This is a genomic window from Flavobacterium sp. YO64 (assembly GCF_004119505.1).
GTDB lineage: Bacteria > Bacteroidota > Bacteroidia > Flavobacteriales > Flavobacteriaceae > Flavobacterium > Flavobacterium oncorhynchi.
The window spans coordinates 47424-64228 of sequence record NZ_NRQV01000005.1 but is presented as its reverse complement, the minus strand read 5'-3'; the positions used below and the strand labels follow the sequence as shown (position 1 = coordinate 64228).

Here is a 16805-nt window from a genome sequence, read left to right as displayed (position 1 = left end):
TACAGCCCTTTCAACGGCCAGAAATAGGTGATGAAAACACTTTATGAGCACCCTGTATATTTGTATCACAAAATAGACTGGTTCATCACATTTACTTTATTGATATCAGCTAAGAAAATATGTTTGTTTAAAATTTAAACTCGAACAAATGAACAGTCTTAGTATTTCCAATCTCTCCAAAACCTATTCTAATGGTGTAAACGCACTACAAAACATAACGCTGGATATTCCGGTAGGCATGTTTGGTCTTTTGGGCCCCAATGGTGCAGGAAAATCAACTTTAATGAGAACAATCGCCACATTACAAGAGGCAGACTCCGGCAGCGTGAAACTCGGAGATATAGATGCCCTTAAACAGAAACATGAACTAAGAAAAGTATTGGGATACCTGCCCCAGCAATTTGGTTTGTACCCTAAAATTTCTGCTGATGTTCTCCTGCACCACTTAGCGGTGTTAAAAGGAATTACTAAGCAAAAAGAACGCCGCGAAATAGTGAATGCCCTTCTAAATAAGACTAATTTATATGAGGTAAAAAACCAAAACCTCAGCGGATTTTCAGGCGGAATGAAACAGCGCTTTGGCATTGCGCAGGCATTACTCAATAACCCAAAATTACTTATTGTTGATGAGCCCACTGCCGGACTCGATCCTGTTGAAAGAAACCGGTTTTATAACATCTTAAGCGAGCTTAGTGAAAACACAGTGGTAATATTATCAACACATATCGTGGATGATGTAAAGGAATTGTGCACCAACATGGCCATCATCAATAAGGGAGAAGTACTTCTTAAAGGAAATCCTTTGGAACTAATAAACCAGACTGAAGGAAAAATATATCAAAAAACAATTCATAAAAATGAATTGGAAGAGTATAAGAAAGAATATAAAGTAATTGCAGAAAAATTATTTCTTGGAAAACCTATAATTCATGTCATAAGTGAAAACAATCCGGAAAATGGTTTTATCTCAGTAAATGCTGGCTTAGAAGATGTGTACTTTTCGCAGATTCTTGCCAGTTCTAAAAAGAAACTTTAATTCTCCTGAATACTTAATCAAGTAAAATTTTCTATTCTAATCTATTAAAATTAACGATTAACCATGTGGTACGACATCTTTAAATTCGAAATCCAATACAGAATAAAACGCCCTGACACCTATATCTTTTTTATTTTTATATTCTTCTTTTCCCTTGCGGGTGTGGACTTTGTCTTTCAAGGGATTGATATGGGTTCCGTAAAAACAAATGCGCCTATAGTTATAGCAAAAGCAATGGCTGCTGTTACCGCAATTTTAATGATGGTAACTTCTTTGATTATGGGTGTTTCAGTATTACGGGACTATCAATACAATATAGAATCTCTACTATTTGTTAATCCAATCCAAAAGCGGGATTATTTATTAGGTCGCTTTCTAGGCTCTTTTGCAGTATTATTGTTTGTATTTACAGGGCTTTTATTAGGATTTACCCTTGGGGAATTTATGCCTTGGCGTTATCCGGAAAATTTAATGCCTTTTAACTTTTTAGCTTATCTGCAGCCCTTTATAATTGTAGTGCTGCCCATGCTGTTTTTTGCATCGGCATTGTTTTTTGTTAGTGGCGCTTTAAGCAGAAACTTAATGGTAGTCTATACACAGGGAGTACTTCTTTTTGTTCCCTTTCTATTGACAAAATCTATAAAGAACGATTTCCTGCAAGCCCTTTTAGATCCTTTTTCCCTGACAACGCTCACTGATATGAATGCCTTGTTTACAGCGGCAGAACGTAATTCAACGCTTGTTCCTTTTAGTGGTGTGCTTCTCTACAATAAATTATTCTGGGTTTTTCTAGGGATGCTTATTTTAATAGTAGGGTACTTCAAGTTTAATTTTAGTACAGCAAAAAACAAAAAACCTAAAGAGAAAAAAATAAAGACTATCCATGACTTAAATACTGCCGCTAACGAGAATCTCAAAATACCGTTAGTATTAATACAGTATAATTTTAAATCACAATGTATTCAGCTATTACAGCTTACATGGTTTTATTTTATATCCATTTGTAAGCAGGTATCGTTCTGGGCTATTATCATCTGTGCATTAATTATCATTTTAATAAACTCTATTAATCTGAATATTGCATATGATGTTGCCAGTTATCCTACAACCTATCTTGTTATAAAAGAATTAAAAGAATTATCGCTATATTTTTTTGTAATAATACTGATCTTCTATTCTGGCGAGCTCATTTGGAAAGAAAGAGAAATTAAGCTGGATTTAATCTATGACGCAACATCCGTATCAGGTATTATAAGCCTGCTGAGTAAATTCCTGGGCCTTTTATTGATTTATATCGTATTGATACTCTCACTAATTATATTTGGAATTACCTTTCAAACGGCAAATGGCTGGTATCACTATGAACTGGATGTTTATTTCTATGGCTTTTTTATTGAGTTTTTTCCTTTTCTGGTTTTGTACACCTTTATATCTTTTTTCTTTCAGGCGCTAACAAATAATAAATTCACAGGCTTTATTTTAGTAATGGTTTTTGTTATCCTAAATACTGTTTCGGATTTTTTTGGTTTCGAGCACGATCTTTACAAATTTGGCGGGAGTGGTTTGGATTCCTATTCAGACATGAATGGTTACGGTCACTTTCTAGTATCCTATTTGTGGATTAAGGCATATTGGATTGTATTTGCCATTCTCTTGTTAATCCTTGCTTCGATTCTCTCTGTCAGGGGCTCTGAAACCAGTTTTAAAAAACGTATCGAGTTTGGTATACAGCGATTAACAAAACCCATGCTCCAATTTGTATTGTCAGTATTACTGGTATTTGCTTTACTAGGAAGTTATATTTTCTACAATACCAATATCCTGAACAAATATGAAAGTACCAATGATAAATTAGAATTTAGGGCAGATTATGAAAAAACGCTCAAAAGGTTTGAATATCTGCCACAGCCTAAAATTACGGATGTTAAGCTGCAAGTTGAGCTGTATCCAAAAACCAGAGATTATACCCTTGAAGGTTATTACATACTTACCAATACCTTAAAAGAACCTATTTATAAAATCTATTTACAAAAACCGATAGGATCAGAAATAAATTTACAAGAAGTAAGTTTTGAGCGAGAAGCTTTTGTCGATAAACAATATAACCAATACGGCTTTTATATCTACACCTTAAAAAAACCATTACAAGCAGGTGAAGCTGTTAAAATGAAATTTAAGCAGAGGTATACGACTAAAGGTTTTAAAGAAAATGATTCTAATAACAGTGTCCTTCAAAATGGTGCATTCTTTACAAATAAAGCGTTTCCAACTCTGGGCTACAGCAAAGAATATGAGCTTGATGATACTAGAATTAGGGCAGAATTTGAACTGCCGCCTGCAAAAGGAATGGCCAAAAGAAATGATAAAACGGAATTAACTTATTCAAGTACTGGAGGCAGCGCTGATTTAATCAATTTTGAAGTTACTATCGGGACAGACAAAAGTCAAAAAGCAATTTCTTCTGGCACTTTACAAAAGAGATGGACAGTAGGTAATCGTTCCTATTTTCATTATAAAACAGATAAACCAATAGTAAATAGGTATGCGATAATATCGGCAGATTATGAAGTTTCCAAGAGCAGATGGTTTCCTAAAAATGATCGTTCGGCAACTCCGGTAGATTTAGAAATCTATTATCAAAAAGGACATTACTATAATGTGGACAGAATGACCCAGGCTGTCAAATTATCTTTTGATTATTTTTCTACGAATTTTAGCTCTTATCAACATAGCAATATGCGTATCATAGAAACTCCTAATTACATTGAACAAGCAGAGTCTTTCTCCGGAACAATACCATTTTCTGAATCCAATGAGTTTATGGTCAATATTGATGACCAATCAGATGTCGATATTATTCTCTACAGAACAGCGCATGAATTAGCACACCAATGGTGGGGAATGCAGCTGCAGGCGGCAAATGTTCAAGGAAAAAATATGATTTTGGAAACCCTGGCCCAATATTCTGCTTTAATGGTCATGAAAAAGAAATATCCCAAAGAAAAAATAGAGCAGCTTTTGCAAAAAGAACAAGAAGTCTATATGCAGGCAAAGAAAAGATACGACAAACAAGAAGTTCCTTTAGAATTAGCTGAAAAACAAGATTATATATTCAATGCAAAAGGAATTTTAGCAATGTCAGCTCTTCAAAATTATATTGGCGAAGAAAAGGTAAATCTTGCTTTAAAAAGTTTTATCCGGGATTGGAACAATTCTAACGGAACATTGAAATCAAAAACTTCTAATTACCCAACAACAAAAGAACTGCTGACTTATTTTATTGAAGTCACCCCCGTTTCTTTGCGTCATAAAGTGTATAGTTTGTTTGAAAAAACGAAATTCGATACTAATATTATATTTAACGATAAATGAATGTAATTTATTTAATCTTTATAGTAAAAGATTAAATAAAATGGCTAAAATTTCTACTGGAATTATTCTCATTACAATACTTACCTGTACATTTTCAGGCAAGTATTGTAACAATTAAAAAACCACATTGATAAAGGGTTAAGAACATGAATAGAACATTTATAGCTCATTGCAAAAAAACTAGATATTTTTTCATCAATCCCCAACAGGACATCTAAACCAAATTCATAAAGCCAATGGAAGACAGACAACTACATATAATAAGCCAATTTCTTCAAATCATCCAAAAAAAATGTTGAAATTTGTCCAGTCGAGGTCACAAAGCCAAATGGCGCCAATTGAAGACAATTGGCGCCATTTGGCTTTGTTTATATCAGCACGACGCTGAGCTTAAACAGTCTTAAAGTGGCGCTATCAGAGATTTAATCGAAGTTGAACGATGGTTCGAAATCCCGTTAAGGATATAGGATTTTTTTCTCTTTTGGTTTATCGTAATTTTTTGATACTAAATATAGTAATTTTAAAATAATTTTAGCTTCCTTGCCACCTACCTGAATGCCCTCTTTGGAACTACAACAAAGTAATTATCTCTATTTTAATAAAATTTTGAAAATATTCTATAATACCATTTAACTACAAAAACTTTAACTATTAACAAAAAAAAGACGGTATTGGAATTACCCAAACCGCCTATTTTATCTTCTATTAATTAAGATACGAAATTTATTGAGCTTTAATGAAAGTCTTCTTTTCTGTTCCAACTCCCATTATTGTTAATTTTTTCCAATTTTTAGGCAGTACTGATTTGACTTGTTTAACGCCGCCTGCTGTATCTATATCTAAACCTGCGAATCCCATCATAACCGCCTGCAGAACACCGCCAGCGCCTGTTGCAAAATAAGGATTTGTACCCCCCTTACATTCTGCAATGACCCTAAAAGGAGGATTAAGGTTTGGCTGATAAGCATCCTTAAACCAATGATAAGCCTGGTTGCTGTCACCTAAACGGCTATAAAGCAAAGAAAATATGGCCTGCGTCATAGCTGGTGTATCGGAATGCGGTATTTTAGTTTCATAGAATTTTAAATCCTGTTCTATTTGATTTCTGTCAGTTATAATCTGCAATGGATATGCCAGCAGATTGACGTCGGCCTGCTTGATATTTTGATCTGAATAGCTGTCATGTTCCCGAGTCACACCGTTGCTCATCTTGGAAATAGGAATTTTAGCGGCAATCAGATTCCATTCTTTTGGAGCTGTGACGCCCAATACAGCTGCGCATTTAGATGCATACTGCAGATTCCTGATGGCTGTTCCGTTCGTGTAAGCATTATTGTCGATATTCTCAGCCCATTCATCTGCTGCAACGACGTTCTTTATTTCATACTCACCTTTATCATTCTTCTCTACTCTGCTCGCCCAAAATTCTGCAGTTGCTTTTAATATCGGCCATCCTTTTTCTTTCAGCCATTCCTTGTCCCCCGTAACCAGATAATACTGCCAGGCAGCTATAGCAACATCTCCTGTAATATGGTGTTCAAATGCACCCGTTAAAGCATTGACCGGAGTTTCTTCAGATCCTGAATCTGCGCTTTCCCAAGGATACATTGCTCCGTCATATCCATATAGCGCAGCTTTTTTACGGGCCACATCCAGCCTCTGAAAACGATACTCAATCATGCTTTTTGCTATTTCAGGATGAAGCAGCAGCATGGGAGGAAACATCCAGATTTCGGTATCCCAAAACACATGACCGTTATATCCCAGCCCGCTGAGCCCCATCGGTGACGGAGAAAGAGATGTGCTTTTTCTTGTGAAAGAATAAAGATGATAAAGCATACTTCTAACATCCTGCTGAGCCTGCGGATCTCCTTCTATTTGGATATCACTCTGCCAGAGGCTATTCCATTCCTGAATATGCCTGTTTAAAAGCCTTGACTTTCCTTCCAAGGCTGCATAAATGGTCAGCCTTTCAGCTTCATTATAAGGATCATTTATATGATCTGAAGATATCAAACTGCCTATTAAAGTAAAAGAATAAGTCTGGCCCGCTTTTAGTTTTTTGTCAAATGACATGGCATGCATATCAGCATCATTCATTCTATGCAGAATTTCGGGCTGTCCATTTTTGCCTTCATCAAACAGAAATGTATTTGAAACAGCGATTTTAGATCTTCCTTTCGGCGTATAGGCTACAGAGGTCAATAATGGTATATTGACGTGGGCATTTGTAATATTCTGAAAGTAATTCTGCTGATTATTAAGTGAGGAAGGAGTCTCCAAAAGATTCTCCACATTGATATCCACATCTTTTTGCGTATTTATATTCACCACCATCATCACGCAATGCGGAAGATGCCGCAAAGCATAGTAGGAATAAGTTACAGAAGCAAAATCCTTAAATTGAAAAGAACCGGTGAAAGCTCCATTGTGCATATCCAATTCCTGCTTGTAATTATTAATATTATAAGTCTGCACGGATTCACCATTAAAAGCCAGTCTCATATTCAGCAGATTGTAGTTTGGAATGAAACTGCTGACTCTGCCGCGCTTATAGACATCATAAGTTCCTGCCAATACAACTTCTTTCACCTTTAAAGGCTCTGGTGATGATACAATTCCGATCATGCCATTAGCCACCGTTTCTCCATAATAATTATTGGAATCCGGCTTGTCAGCCGAAAGCTTCCATGGATCCTGGCTGTACAGATAATTGCTGCCGCATAGCATCAAAATAAAGAAAACAAGATTAAGTATGTATTTTTTCATCTTTCTTAAGTTTTAGATATTCAAGAGTTTAGTTATAATACATAAAGATCGCTGCAGTCTTTTAACAGCAACGATCTTTAAAAAAACTAATTAATTAAATTTTTAGCCCGTTTAGGTCTTTATCATTTTTTTTAGCTGAATCAGCTATCGGATAAAAACTGATTGCATATCCTCCGCCCGGAGCCGAATATTGCGAAATCTTTGAATTACTTGTCACAACAACTTTACGGATGGTGTACGCCTGGGTATTATTTTTATAATTTGCATCTTTGGCATCAGCATAAATTGTAGCGGTATACTTTTTCCCTTTTTCAAGAAATCCAAGATCGATTGTGGATACACGTCCTGTTTCTCCATTCACATTTCCTAAAAACCAGTTATCAGTTCCTTTGGCTTTTCTTGCAACTGTAATATACTGTCCCGGTTCAGCTTCAAGATATCTGCTGTCATTCCAATCCACCGCAACATCTTTAATAAATTGAAAAGCATCTGCAAAACGTTCATAATTTTCAGGAAAATCAGCTGCCATCTGCAATGGACTGTACATCGTCACATAAAGTGCCAATTGGTTTGCAATAGTCGCATTTACATGTGAACCATTTGTAACATCCATTTCAAAAATTCCCGGAGTATAATCCATCGGTCCCCCTATTAATCTTGTAAAAGGCAATATTGTAACATGGTTTGCATTATTTCTGTCATTACCGAAAGCCTGATACTCAGTTCCGCGCGCAGATTCATTTCCGATAAGATTTGGATAAGTGCGTGCAATACCGGTTGGACGCACCGCTTCGTGCGCATTTACCATAATCTGGTAATCTGCTGCTTTTTCGATGGCATATTGGTAATGATTATTGGTCCATTGGCTGTAATGCGTCTCACCAAGCGGCAGTATATTGCCTACATATCCGCTTTTTACAGCATCGTATCCGTATTGTTTCATCAATTTGTACGCAGCATCCATATGACGCTCATAATTGCGCACAGCTCCCGAAGTTTCATGATGCATAATGAGTTTTATCTTCTTTGAATGCGCATAATCATTTAACCCTTTCAGGTCAAAATCAGGATATGGCGTTACGAAATCAAAAACGTAATCTTTCTCATGGCCGATCCAGTCTTCCCAGCCTTCATTCCATCCTTCGACCAGAACGGCGTCGAATCCATTTTTTGCCGCAAAGTCTATGTATCTTTTCACATTGGTAGTAGTTGCGCCATGTTTCCCATTAGGTTTGGCTTTTGAATAATCTGTAACTCCAAGCTGGACTGAAGGAAATTCATCAGTGTAAGACCAGGTGCTTTTTCCTGAAATCATTTCCCACCATACACCCACATATTTTGTTGGCTTGATCCATGAAGTTTCTTGAATTTTACTTGGTTCGTTCAAGTTATAAGTCAATTTCGAAGCCAAAATATTACGTGCGTCATCACTTGCAATAATTGTTCTCCATGGCGTTTTGCAAGGTGCCTGCATCTTACCCTTATCCCCATGCGAATCAGGAGTCAGCCATGATTCAAATACAAAATTTTTATCATCCAGATTAAGATGCATGCAGGAATAATTAATCAGGGCCGCTTCATGCAGGTTGATATACAATCCATCCTGGCTTTTCATCATTAGTGAAGTCTGTACGCCAGTTGGAGAGAATGAGGTCTGCGAAGCATTTCCTTTTGTATATGCCTTTTCCATCAAACCTCTTATTTCCGAAAGTTTTGAAGTAGTATAATTGTATTCCTGTGTATCATAATCTCCTGGAATCCAATAAGCGGTATGATCCCCCGCCATAGCAAACTGGGTGCGTTCTTCTTTAATGGTGAAATAAATCAGGTTATTTTGCTGGGGAAATTCATAACGGAAACCTAGTCCATCATCAAACAGACGAAATCTAATGATCATTTTTCTATCTGTTTCTTTTTGGCTTAGGCTTACCGCCAATTCGTTATAATTGTTTCTAATTGATGCAACTTCTCCCCATACAGGTTTCCAATTTTCATCGAAAGAACTGGCTTTGGTATCTTCTATTTTAAAATCATTTAATAAGGACTTATTATCATTTTTAAGGTTAAAACCTAACTTGCTTGTTTTAATGACATCCTTCCCTTTATATGTTAGTTTATAAACTGGAGTTCCATCTGCCTCCAGAGAAAAGTGCATTAAAAATTTGCCGTCAGGCGATTTTAAATCCTGTGCATTGACAGAAAAAAATGCTAAACCACAAAATAGCGGTGAGAAAAAAGTGTTTCATTGTGAGTGTAATAATATTTAATTTTTAATTGTGATTACTGCATTTTTTCCTGAATCAGGAATTCTTACGGAGATAACATTTTCAGCTTCATTCCAGCTCCAATTTATTTTTGTAAAATCGGCTTCAATATTTTTCTCCAACGCATCCGGTTTAACATTTCTAAGTTTTTCTCCACCTGCAAAAACATCCTTAGGTTTGCTGGATACATGAATTTTTAGATTGAAATTTCTTGGGCCGGCAGGACTATATCCTTTAGATTCACGCTCACCTACAGTAATCTTGATATCTTCATTTGTTGCCTTTGCACTTATCTTGGTTTTACAGAAGATATCTCTTTCGTAGTCACGGCTTTCCCCGTCGTCCTCATAGAATGTAAATGAAGTCTCTTTATTCAGGTTAGCTGGAAATATTTCAAATGTAACCGGATACACTTTCTTTTCATCAATATACTGCATTACAGGCAACTGCGGAATTATACTTCCTTTCTTCACAAAGACAGGAATTGTATTTAAGGGGGCATCAACAGTAATCCATTGCTCGCCTTTATACTTGGTTTTACCATTATTAAAATCAATCCACTCTCCTTCAGGAAGATATACATCTTTAGTAACAGCACCTTGTTCTACGACCGGTGCTACCAGCAGTTCTTTTCCAACAAGAAACTGTCCATTTAGTTTAAATGTTTCTTTATCATTCGGATATTCCAACAGCAAGGCTCTCATTATCGGCAGTCCAGTATCATGAGCTTCGCGGGCATAAGTGTATAGATATGGGAAAAGCTTATATTTCATCTCTATGCTTTTTCGGCTTATATCTTCTGCCTCCGTTCCGAATTTCCATGGTTCAACTGCGTTACCGCCTTCATGATGGGCGCGGCTTAATGGAGTAAAAACACCAAACTGCAGCCATCTTACATATAATTCCGCCATAGCATCATAATCCTTTATATCCCCGCAATAACCTGAAATATCACAAGTCCAAAACGGAATTAATCCCATACCTGCAGAAAGACCCACAGGAATCTGATTGGCCATTTGTTTCCATCCATCCAATACATTACTTCCATTTCCCGAATCGCCGCTCCATCCGAAAGTATAACGTTGCAATCCCGCATAGGCGGATCTGGTCATTTGAAATATTCTTTTATTTGGATTATGCTTGTAAAACTGCTCTGTAACAACTTTATCCCAAGTAAATCCATATACATTATGAATCTCGTTATGCATTCCAAGATGATGTTTCATACTGAGTCTGTCAACAGCATCTTCATTGCTCCATGCCGGTTCCCCCATATCTGTCCAAAATCCGCGGACCCCATCATTTAAAGGCTTCTGCTGATAGCTGCCCCACCAATCTGCAACTTCAGGTTTTGTAAAATCTACAACCCCGCAATTGCCTCCCCAAGGCCATGGCATATCATAAGATTTGCCTGTACGGATATCTTTTACCAGATGGCCAAGCGTATCAGCCTCTTTCCACTGTTTCTGGTTTGCCTGCGAAATGACAGGATCCTGTGAAACAATCATTTTGAAGCCCATATCGCTTAAATCTTTTACCATTCCTTTTGGATTGGTATAATTGTTTTTTCTCCAGTCAAAATCCTGCAGTCCATCCGTCCAGCCAATATCCTGATAGATAATATCACATGGGATTTTTCTTTTTCGGAATTCTGCAGCAATTTCCCTTGTCTGATCCTCACGTGTATAATCTCCCCTGCATTGCGAAAAGCCCAGTGCCCATTTAGGCGGCATAATCGGTTTCCCTGTCAAGGCTATATAGTTTTGTATAATCTGTTTGTAATCATTACCAAACATAAAGTAGTAGACCATCTGGCCAGCCGGCGCTTCGAATGAATAATAGTCATTGCTCTCGCTTCCGAACTTAAATTCTGTCTTATAGGTATTGTCAAAGAAAATGCCGTAACGGTAGCTGCTCATAAAAAAAGGAATGCTTTTGTAAAGCGGGTCTTCATTAACGCCATAACATGGCTGATCGCTGTTCCACATTTTATAAGCACTTCCGCGACGATTCAGGTTCCCTGATTTTTCACCCAATCCAAAAAATTGCTCGTCATTTCGCAAGACTTTATTGGTTCTTATTTTGCCATTGTCATAAACAAATCCTTTTTCAGCATAATCGCTGAAAAGAAGTTTTTGATACTTATCAAATATCTGCAATTGGAATGGAGCCTTATTTACCCGTATTCTCAGCTGCTCGGTAAAAATTTCATAGGTCGATGGCTCCTCCTTTACATTAACTGTACCTTTCCAGCCCAGATCTTCTTCTATAACTGCAAAAGATTCATTATTCCTGACAAATTTGCCATCAGCGGACACCCATATTTTAACGACTTCGCCGCTGCATAACTGAAGCATGACTTTTGAATTATTTGCACAGTTGAAGACTACTTTGTTTCCATTTACTGAATAAGCGGTACAATTCCCCAAATACTGCTCTTTCTTTTGCGTGTATGCTTTAGAGACCAGAATACAGAAAATTACACAGCAGTAAAAAATAGATTTTTTCATAATATAACATATCGATTAGTTTAAGCACTGAAATAATATCCAGCGCTTGCAGAAATGTGTTCCGCTTGAAAAGCTTAACGCGGGGTTATAGAAATTGCCCCATGGAAATAGGGCAATCCTCTATACCTTTGGGTTATTCAATTACAATCATTCCCCAATATTGAAGTGACGGCACTTTAAAATTCACCTTGTCCCCATTTTGAGAAAATGAAATTTCAACAGCTGCACCTCCATTATAGTCTGGTGAAGCGTACCAGATTCTGGTAACTTTGCCACTATGGTTCAAATTAAGCATTGCCTGCTTAATTACATCCGGAACTTTTTGCGTTCCATCAGTATCTCTCCAATTCAAAGAATTAGCATTGGTAAAATTCAAAAGATGGATTACTTCTCTGCTTCCAACTTGTTTTCCTACTGCAGCAACTTTGCCCATAGTTGGGGGCCAAATTCCTAGATTCAACTTTCCGTCACCTGTAGCAATAGTCGGATTTGTAAAAGTTCCGCCATCACGAAGAAGGTTTTGGTAAGCCGTCATGAAATCGTAATATTCCAGCAATGATGATTTCAGCTCTGCACTCATGCTTAGGTTTTTGTTTGGAAAGTATTCCTTGCCCAGCATATGCTCGCCTAATTCCAAATGCGATCCTCCAAAAGCAAATATGACAGCATCCGTCAGTAGTACTCCCGGAGTATTAAACATTCCCTGATTATTGGCTTTATTATAGTTCATATAGGCTGCCAATACGGTAGTTTTAGTATTATTGCTGTAAGCCGCATTGTCGGCCAGAACTTGTGTTAAATCTTTAAAGCCCTCATTAGGAGACCAGACTTCAGTGTACAAAAAGTCCAGCTCTTTACCGGCCATCTCTTTCTGCCCATATTGATTGACTGCGTTCATAACCAGCTTTTTATCGGTATTGGCAGACTTCATGGCTGAAATAAAAGAAGGGAATGCATTTTTCAAATCAGCATTTGTGCCATCATATCTGAAAACATTACCTCTGTCGCCAAGCTGGTCAATATGGAAGCCATCAAAATCATAAACTTTATACACATCATCATTTTTCTGCGCCAGATACCCCTGCCATGCTGTATTGGCAGGGTCAGTAATGTAGATGTTGCTAATGAAGGGCCATCCCAACTCATGCTTGTCCTTATCATTATGATTAGCATCTTTATAGACAAACTGCTGCGGTTTGATAAGATTTGGATCATAATCGTTCAAAACTCCGTAAGCAAGATTATAAAACATTGCTTTCATATTTTTGCTGTGGGCCTGAGCTATATAACCAGAAACTGTGCTTCCGTATATGCTGCGATTAATTATGTCGTTCCATACCGCCATTGGATTTGAGACTGTACCTGCCAATGGCTGATGCTGTCTGTACTGCCAATCATAGAATTGGATCCCGTTAATGTGATAATCCTTTAGATTATCTATCACTGCTGCTCTGTCCGATTCTGAAATATTGCCAAACTCTGAGAGAAATCCATAACGAGGGAATTTAGCCCAATCTGATGACACGTCAATACCTACGGTACCCAAAATAGTTTGGGTACCATCAGTATTTGTTTGGTAAATGGCAACCATGTACCCTTGAAAATCATCAGAAGGCGGCACCCAGCTCCATGAAGTTCCGCTAAAAGCTTCCTCCTTAATAACTTTTCCAAGATGGGTATAACGGATAAGAGAACTATTAAAAACTTTATCCGCCGTAAAGTTTACCGTTTCACCTGGTTTATAAGTGGCTTTATCTGTTTTAAGGGTAATTTTTGCAGTAACTGCGTCTTCTGCATATTCAATCTTTCCATTATCATCCTCACTCTGGCATGATGCAAAAGTTAGAAAGAGGCAAAGAAAAAACAGCTTTATTATTCTATTTTTAATACTCATCTTTAGTTGATTGTAAGGACATTTGTTGAAAGATCTAATGTAATGGTATGGTTGCCGGCCTGCGCTGCGCTTACCACCCATTTGTTATCGTCACCATCACATTTGTCACGTTTAGTAAAATTTGTATTGGTAATCGCCTGGTTTGCTGAAACTGCTGTAATCTCAGTACCATCGCACCAATTGGTATTGTATTTTGTAAATTTAAATTCACCTGCTGTCAAAGGCCCGCTGTAAGTATACACGCTGCCGCTTTTGGTCATCGGAAGCAATGACCCCATATTCCATCCATTTGGCGTGGCACTGCCGATCAGATAAACTTCAACAGGGGTAATTTTGATAACATTCGTACTTATATCAAGTGTAATTTTGTATCTGCCTGCAGTCTGTGCTGTCACCTGCCATTTATTATCGACATCACAACCGGAATTCTGTGCTACACCTGTTTCGGTAAGGCCTTGGTTATCCACCAATGGTCTGTACCATTGTCCGCACCAGCTTCCTTTTGTACCGGCCATTATTTTAAAGTTTCCTGGCGTTAAGGTAGCTTCGTACGTGAAAATAAAAGGATTGTCTGTAACCATAAAGGCTTCCGGCGTATCAACATTCCATCCGCTCGGACTTGCATCGCCTACAATCCATAATTGTGTAAAAGCCGGAGATTCCTGTTCTTCAATAACTATAGTCAATTTTAATAAGTTGACTGTAATTTTGTACAATCCTGCTTTTGTAATTTCCCATTGAAGATCAGAACCGCTTCCGCCGCTGTTATAAACTATCTTCCCCGAATCAGTGGCATCTTTTGTATAAAAGTCCTGGCACCAGCAAGAGTCCGTATTTACTGCAAATTTAAATTTACCTTTGCTTAATTGGCCTGAATAAATAAAGACCACAGGGTTCGATGTCTGAGCAGTCAAAGCAGAAGCCTTTGTAATATCCCATCCATTTGGCGAGGCATCACCCACCATATACAATTCGCTTGATAATGGCTTGTAAGGTGTTAAGTTAAAATCTACTGTTGAAGTTTGAGGCGTCACGCTCTTATCTCCAAAAGTTGCTGTAATCCTTGCCTGCAAAGCAATCGCTTTTCCAGCCTCTCCGTTGAAAGTAGTAAGGAGTATTGAATTTAATGTTGCCACATTGATATCAAAGTCGTATCTGTTTTTTCCAAAATCATATTCGACCGCATTAGCGAAATTATTTTCTTTCTTATCAATTTCCAGTTTATATGAAATCGAAGCGCCTGTTCCCTTGTTATCGCCTGTACTCCACTTAAAACTGAATTTTTGCTGAAACATGCTTTGGTCCAAAACCATGTCGGTGCTGCTCAGCGTCAGCTTTAACACATCAGCACTAAAATTTTTAGCCTGAAGATCATCATTGCTGCAGCTTGATAAAGCTGCAGATAAAAACAACAAGAAAACAATCGCGAATCTTGTCCAAACTATATAATTTTTATTTTTTTTCATAGCAGTGCAATTTTAGTAACCTGGATTTTGGCTTAAATTAGGATTTCTGTCACGCTCAATTTGTGGTATTGGAAGAAGCAAATGATGCTGATCAGCATTTGTTTTACCAATAGAATGAAGAAAATCCAATCCATATTGTCCATTTTCCACTCTTATAAGGTCAAACCATCTTTGCCCTTCAAATGCTAATTCTATTCTCCTCTCATGCAGAACTGCATCTCTGAATGCAACTTTGCCAAGTCCAGTAGTAATGTTGGCCAAACCTGCACGTCTGCGCACCAGATTAAGCGGTGCTTCTGCCTGTGAGGTATTACCTAATTCATTAAGAGCCTCTGCCTTCATTAATAAAACATCCGAATAGCGAAGTACAGGGAAATTCAGCGGGCTGTTATCATAAGAAGGTGAAATGCTCAGTGGCACTAAAAACTTTCTTAAATTGTATCCTGTCAAGGAATAGGAAGCACTGTAAGGAATTCCGGCAAAATCAGGACATCCCTGATACAATACAGTTTTATCCTTACGAAGATCCCCGTTCTCATAACTGTTAAAAAACTCCTGAGTCGGCTGGCTCCATCCGTAAGCTCCTGCTACCATATTAGAACTTCTTGGCCCTGTAAAAGTGCTTGCCCATGAAGCCTGATTTTCATTGCTCCAAAAATCATATCCTGCATTGGCGGCATATTGAACTTCAAAAAGAGATTCCTTGGAATTTTCGGTTTCAGTCCTGAAATTGTCGCTGTAATCTGCATTCAATCCATATCCCATTGTTTCCAGTTTTGTCGTTAAATCGACAACCTGCTGCCAATTGCTCAATGTAAGATTTACTTTAGCCAATAGACCAATTGCAGATCCTTTGCTTGCGCGTCCTTTATCTCCCTCTGACATTTCCTGCTTAGTAGGAAGCATGGCAACAGCTTTTTCCAAATCGCTTAATATCAAAGCATATACTTTATCTTTTGATGTACGTGACGGATAAAGATCACTGTTTGAATTTTGCGGCTCAGTAATTAATGGAACGTCGCCAAAAAAACGAACTAAAATAAAGTAATACTGTGCTCTTAAAAAGTACGCCTCACCTAAACATCTATTCTTAACTGATTCGTCAATATTTAACTTTGGTCCGACCGATAATACAATATTGGATCTCAATATTCCTGGCCATGGTCCACGCCATAAATCCAATACCCCTTCGTTGCTTGGAGTTGTAACGAAATTAGACAAGTTCGTGGTTTCAATCCCATCTTCACCTCCACCGGCACCAACAATACTGTTGCCTGCAAATATATCACTGGTCCACATTCTGAAATTATATAGTTTTGGCCATTGCAATGGCTGATAAGCACCATTAACCATTGTGATTAATTCCTCAGCATTGGTAGGATAATTTCCGGTATTGATAGTATCGGGTTGCGTTTTGTCTAAAAAATCATCACTGCACTGCACCATTACAAATGACAGCATTACCATTAAGCCTATTTTTATGTGTTTCATTTT

General features: G+C 37.6%; 8 protein-coding genes. 2 read left to right on the top strand and 6 right to left on the bottom strand.

From position 1 onward, the window contains the following. The first annotated feature begins 148 nt into the window (after window positions 1-148). Together BOW57_RS04970 and BOW57_RS04965 are read left to right on the top strand one after the other, a co-directional pair. Window positions 149-1036 carry an ABC transporter ATP-binding protein gene (locus BOW57_RS04970; RefSeq protein ID WP_129053259.1) on the top strand — a complete coding sequence of 296 codons (888 nt, stop codon included), beginning with the start codon at window positions 149-151 and terminating at the stop codon, window positions 1034-1036. 189 nt (window positions 1037-1225) lie between these two features. Beyond that, window positions 1226-4408, top strand: coding sequence for a M1 family aminopeptidase (locus tag BOW57_RS04965; protein WP_241687385.1), 3183 nt, complete (start codon window positions 1226-1228; stop codon window positions 4406-4408). 723 nt (window positions 4409-5131) lie between these two features. Here BOW57_RS04965 and BOW57_RS04960 read toward each other — a convergent pair. From BOW57_RS04960 to BOW57_RS04935, 6 genes are all read right to left on the bottom strand, one after another. Beyond that, window positions 5132-7036, bottom strand: a complete 1905-nt coding sequence (locus tag BOW57_RS04960) for a glycoside hydrolase family 65 protein (RefSeq protein WP_241687392.1) — start codon at window positions 7034-7036, stop codon at window positions 5132-5134. 235 nt (window positions 7037-7271) lie between these two features. After that, the gene (locus BOW57_RS04955) at window positions 7272-9332 is read right to left on the bottom strand and encodes a glycoside hydrolase family 97 protein (RefSeq protein WP_129053257.1); all 2061 of its coding nucleotides are present in this window, start codon (window positions 9330-9332) and stop codon (window positions 7272-7274) included. A 108-nt stretch (window positions 9333-9440) separates the two neighbouring features. After that, complete coding sequence (locus BOW57_RS04950) at window positions 9441-11798, bottom strand: glycoside hydrolase family 31 protein (protein WP_241687384.1); 2358 nt, start codon at window positions 11796-11798, stop codon at window positions 9441-9443. A gap of 286 nt (window positions 11799-12084) precedes the next feature. Then, the gene (locus BOW57_RS04945; protein ID WP_129053255.1) at window positions 12085-13845 is read right to left on the bottom strand and encodes a glycoside hydrolase family 66 protein; all 1761 of its coding nucleotides are present in this window, start codon (window positions 13843-13845) and stop codon (window positions 12085-12087) included. A gap of 2 nt (window positions 13846-13847) precedes the next feature. Next, window positions 13848-15311, bottom strand: coding sequence for a SusF/SusE family outer membrane protein (locus BOW57_RS04940; RefSeq protein ID WP_129053254.1), 1464 nt, complete (start codon window positions 15309-15311; stop codon window positions 13848-13850). A 12-nt stretch (window positions 15312-15323) separates the two neighbouring features. Further along, window positions 15324-16802: a RagB/SusD family nutrient uptake outer membrane protein gene (locus tag BOW57_RS04935; protein ID WP_164973668.1), complete on the bottom strand. Its 1479-nt coding sequence runs from the start codon at window positions 16800-16802 to the stop codon at window positions 15324-15326. Window positions 16803-16805: the final 3 nt, after the last annotated feature.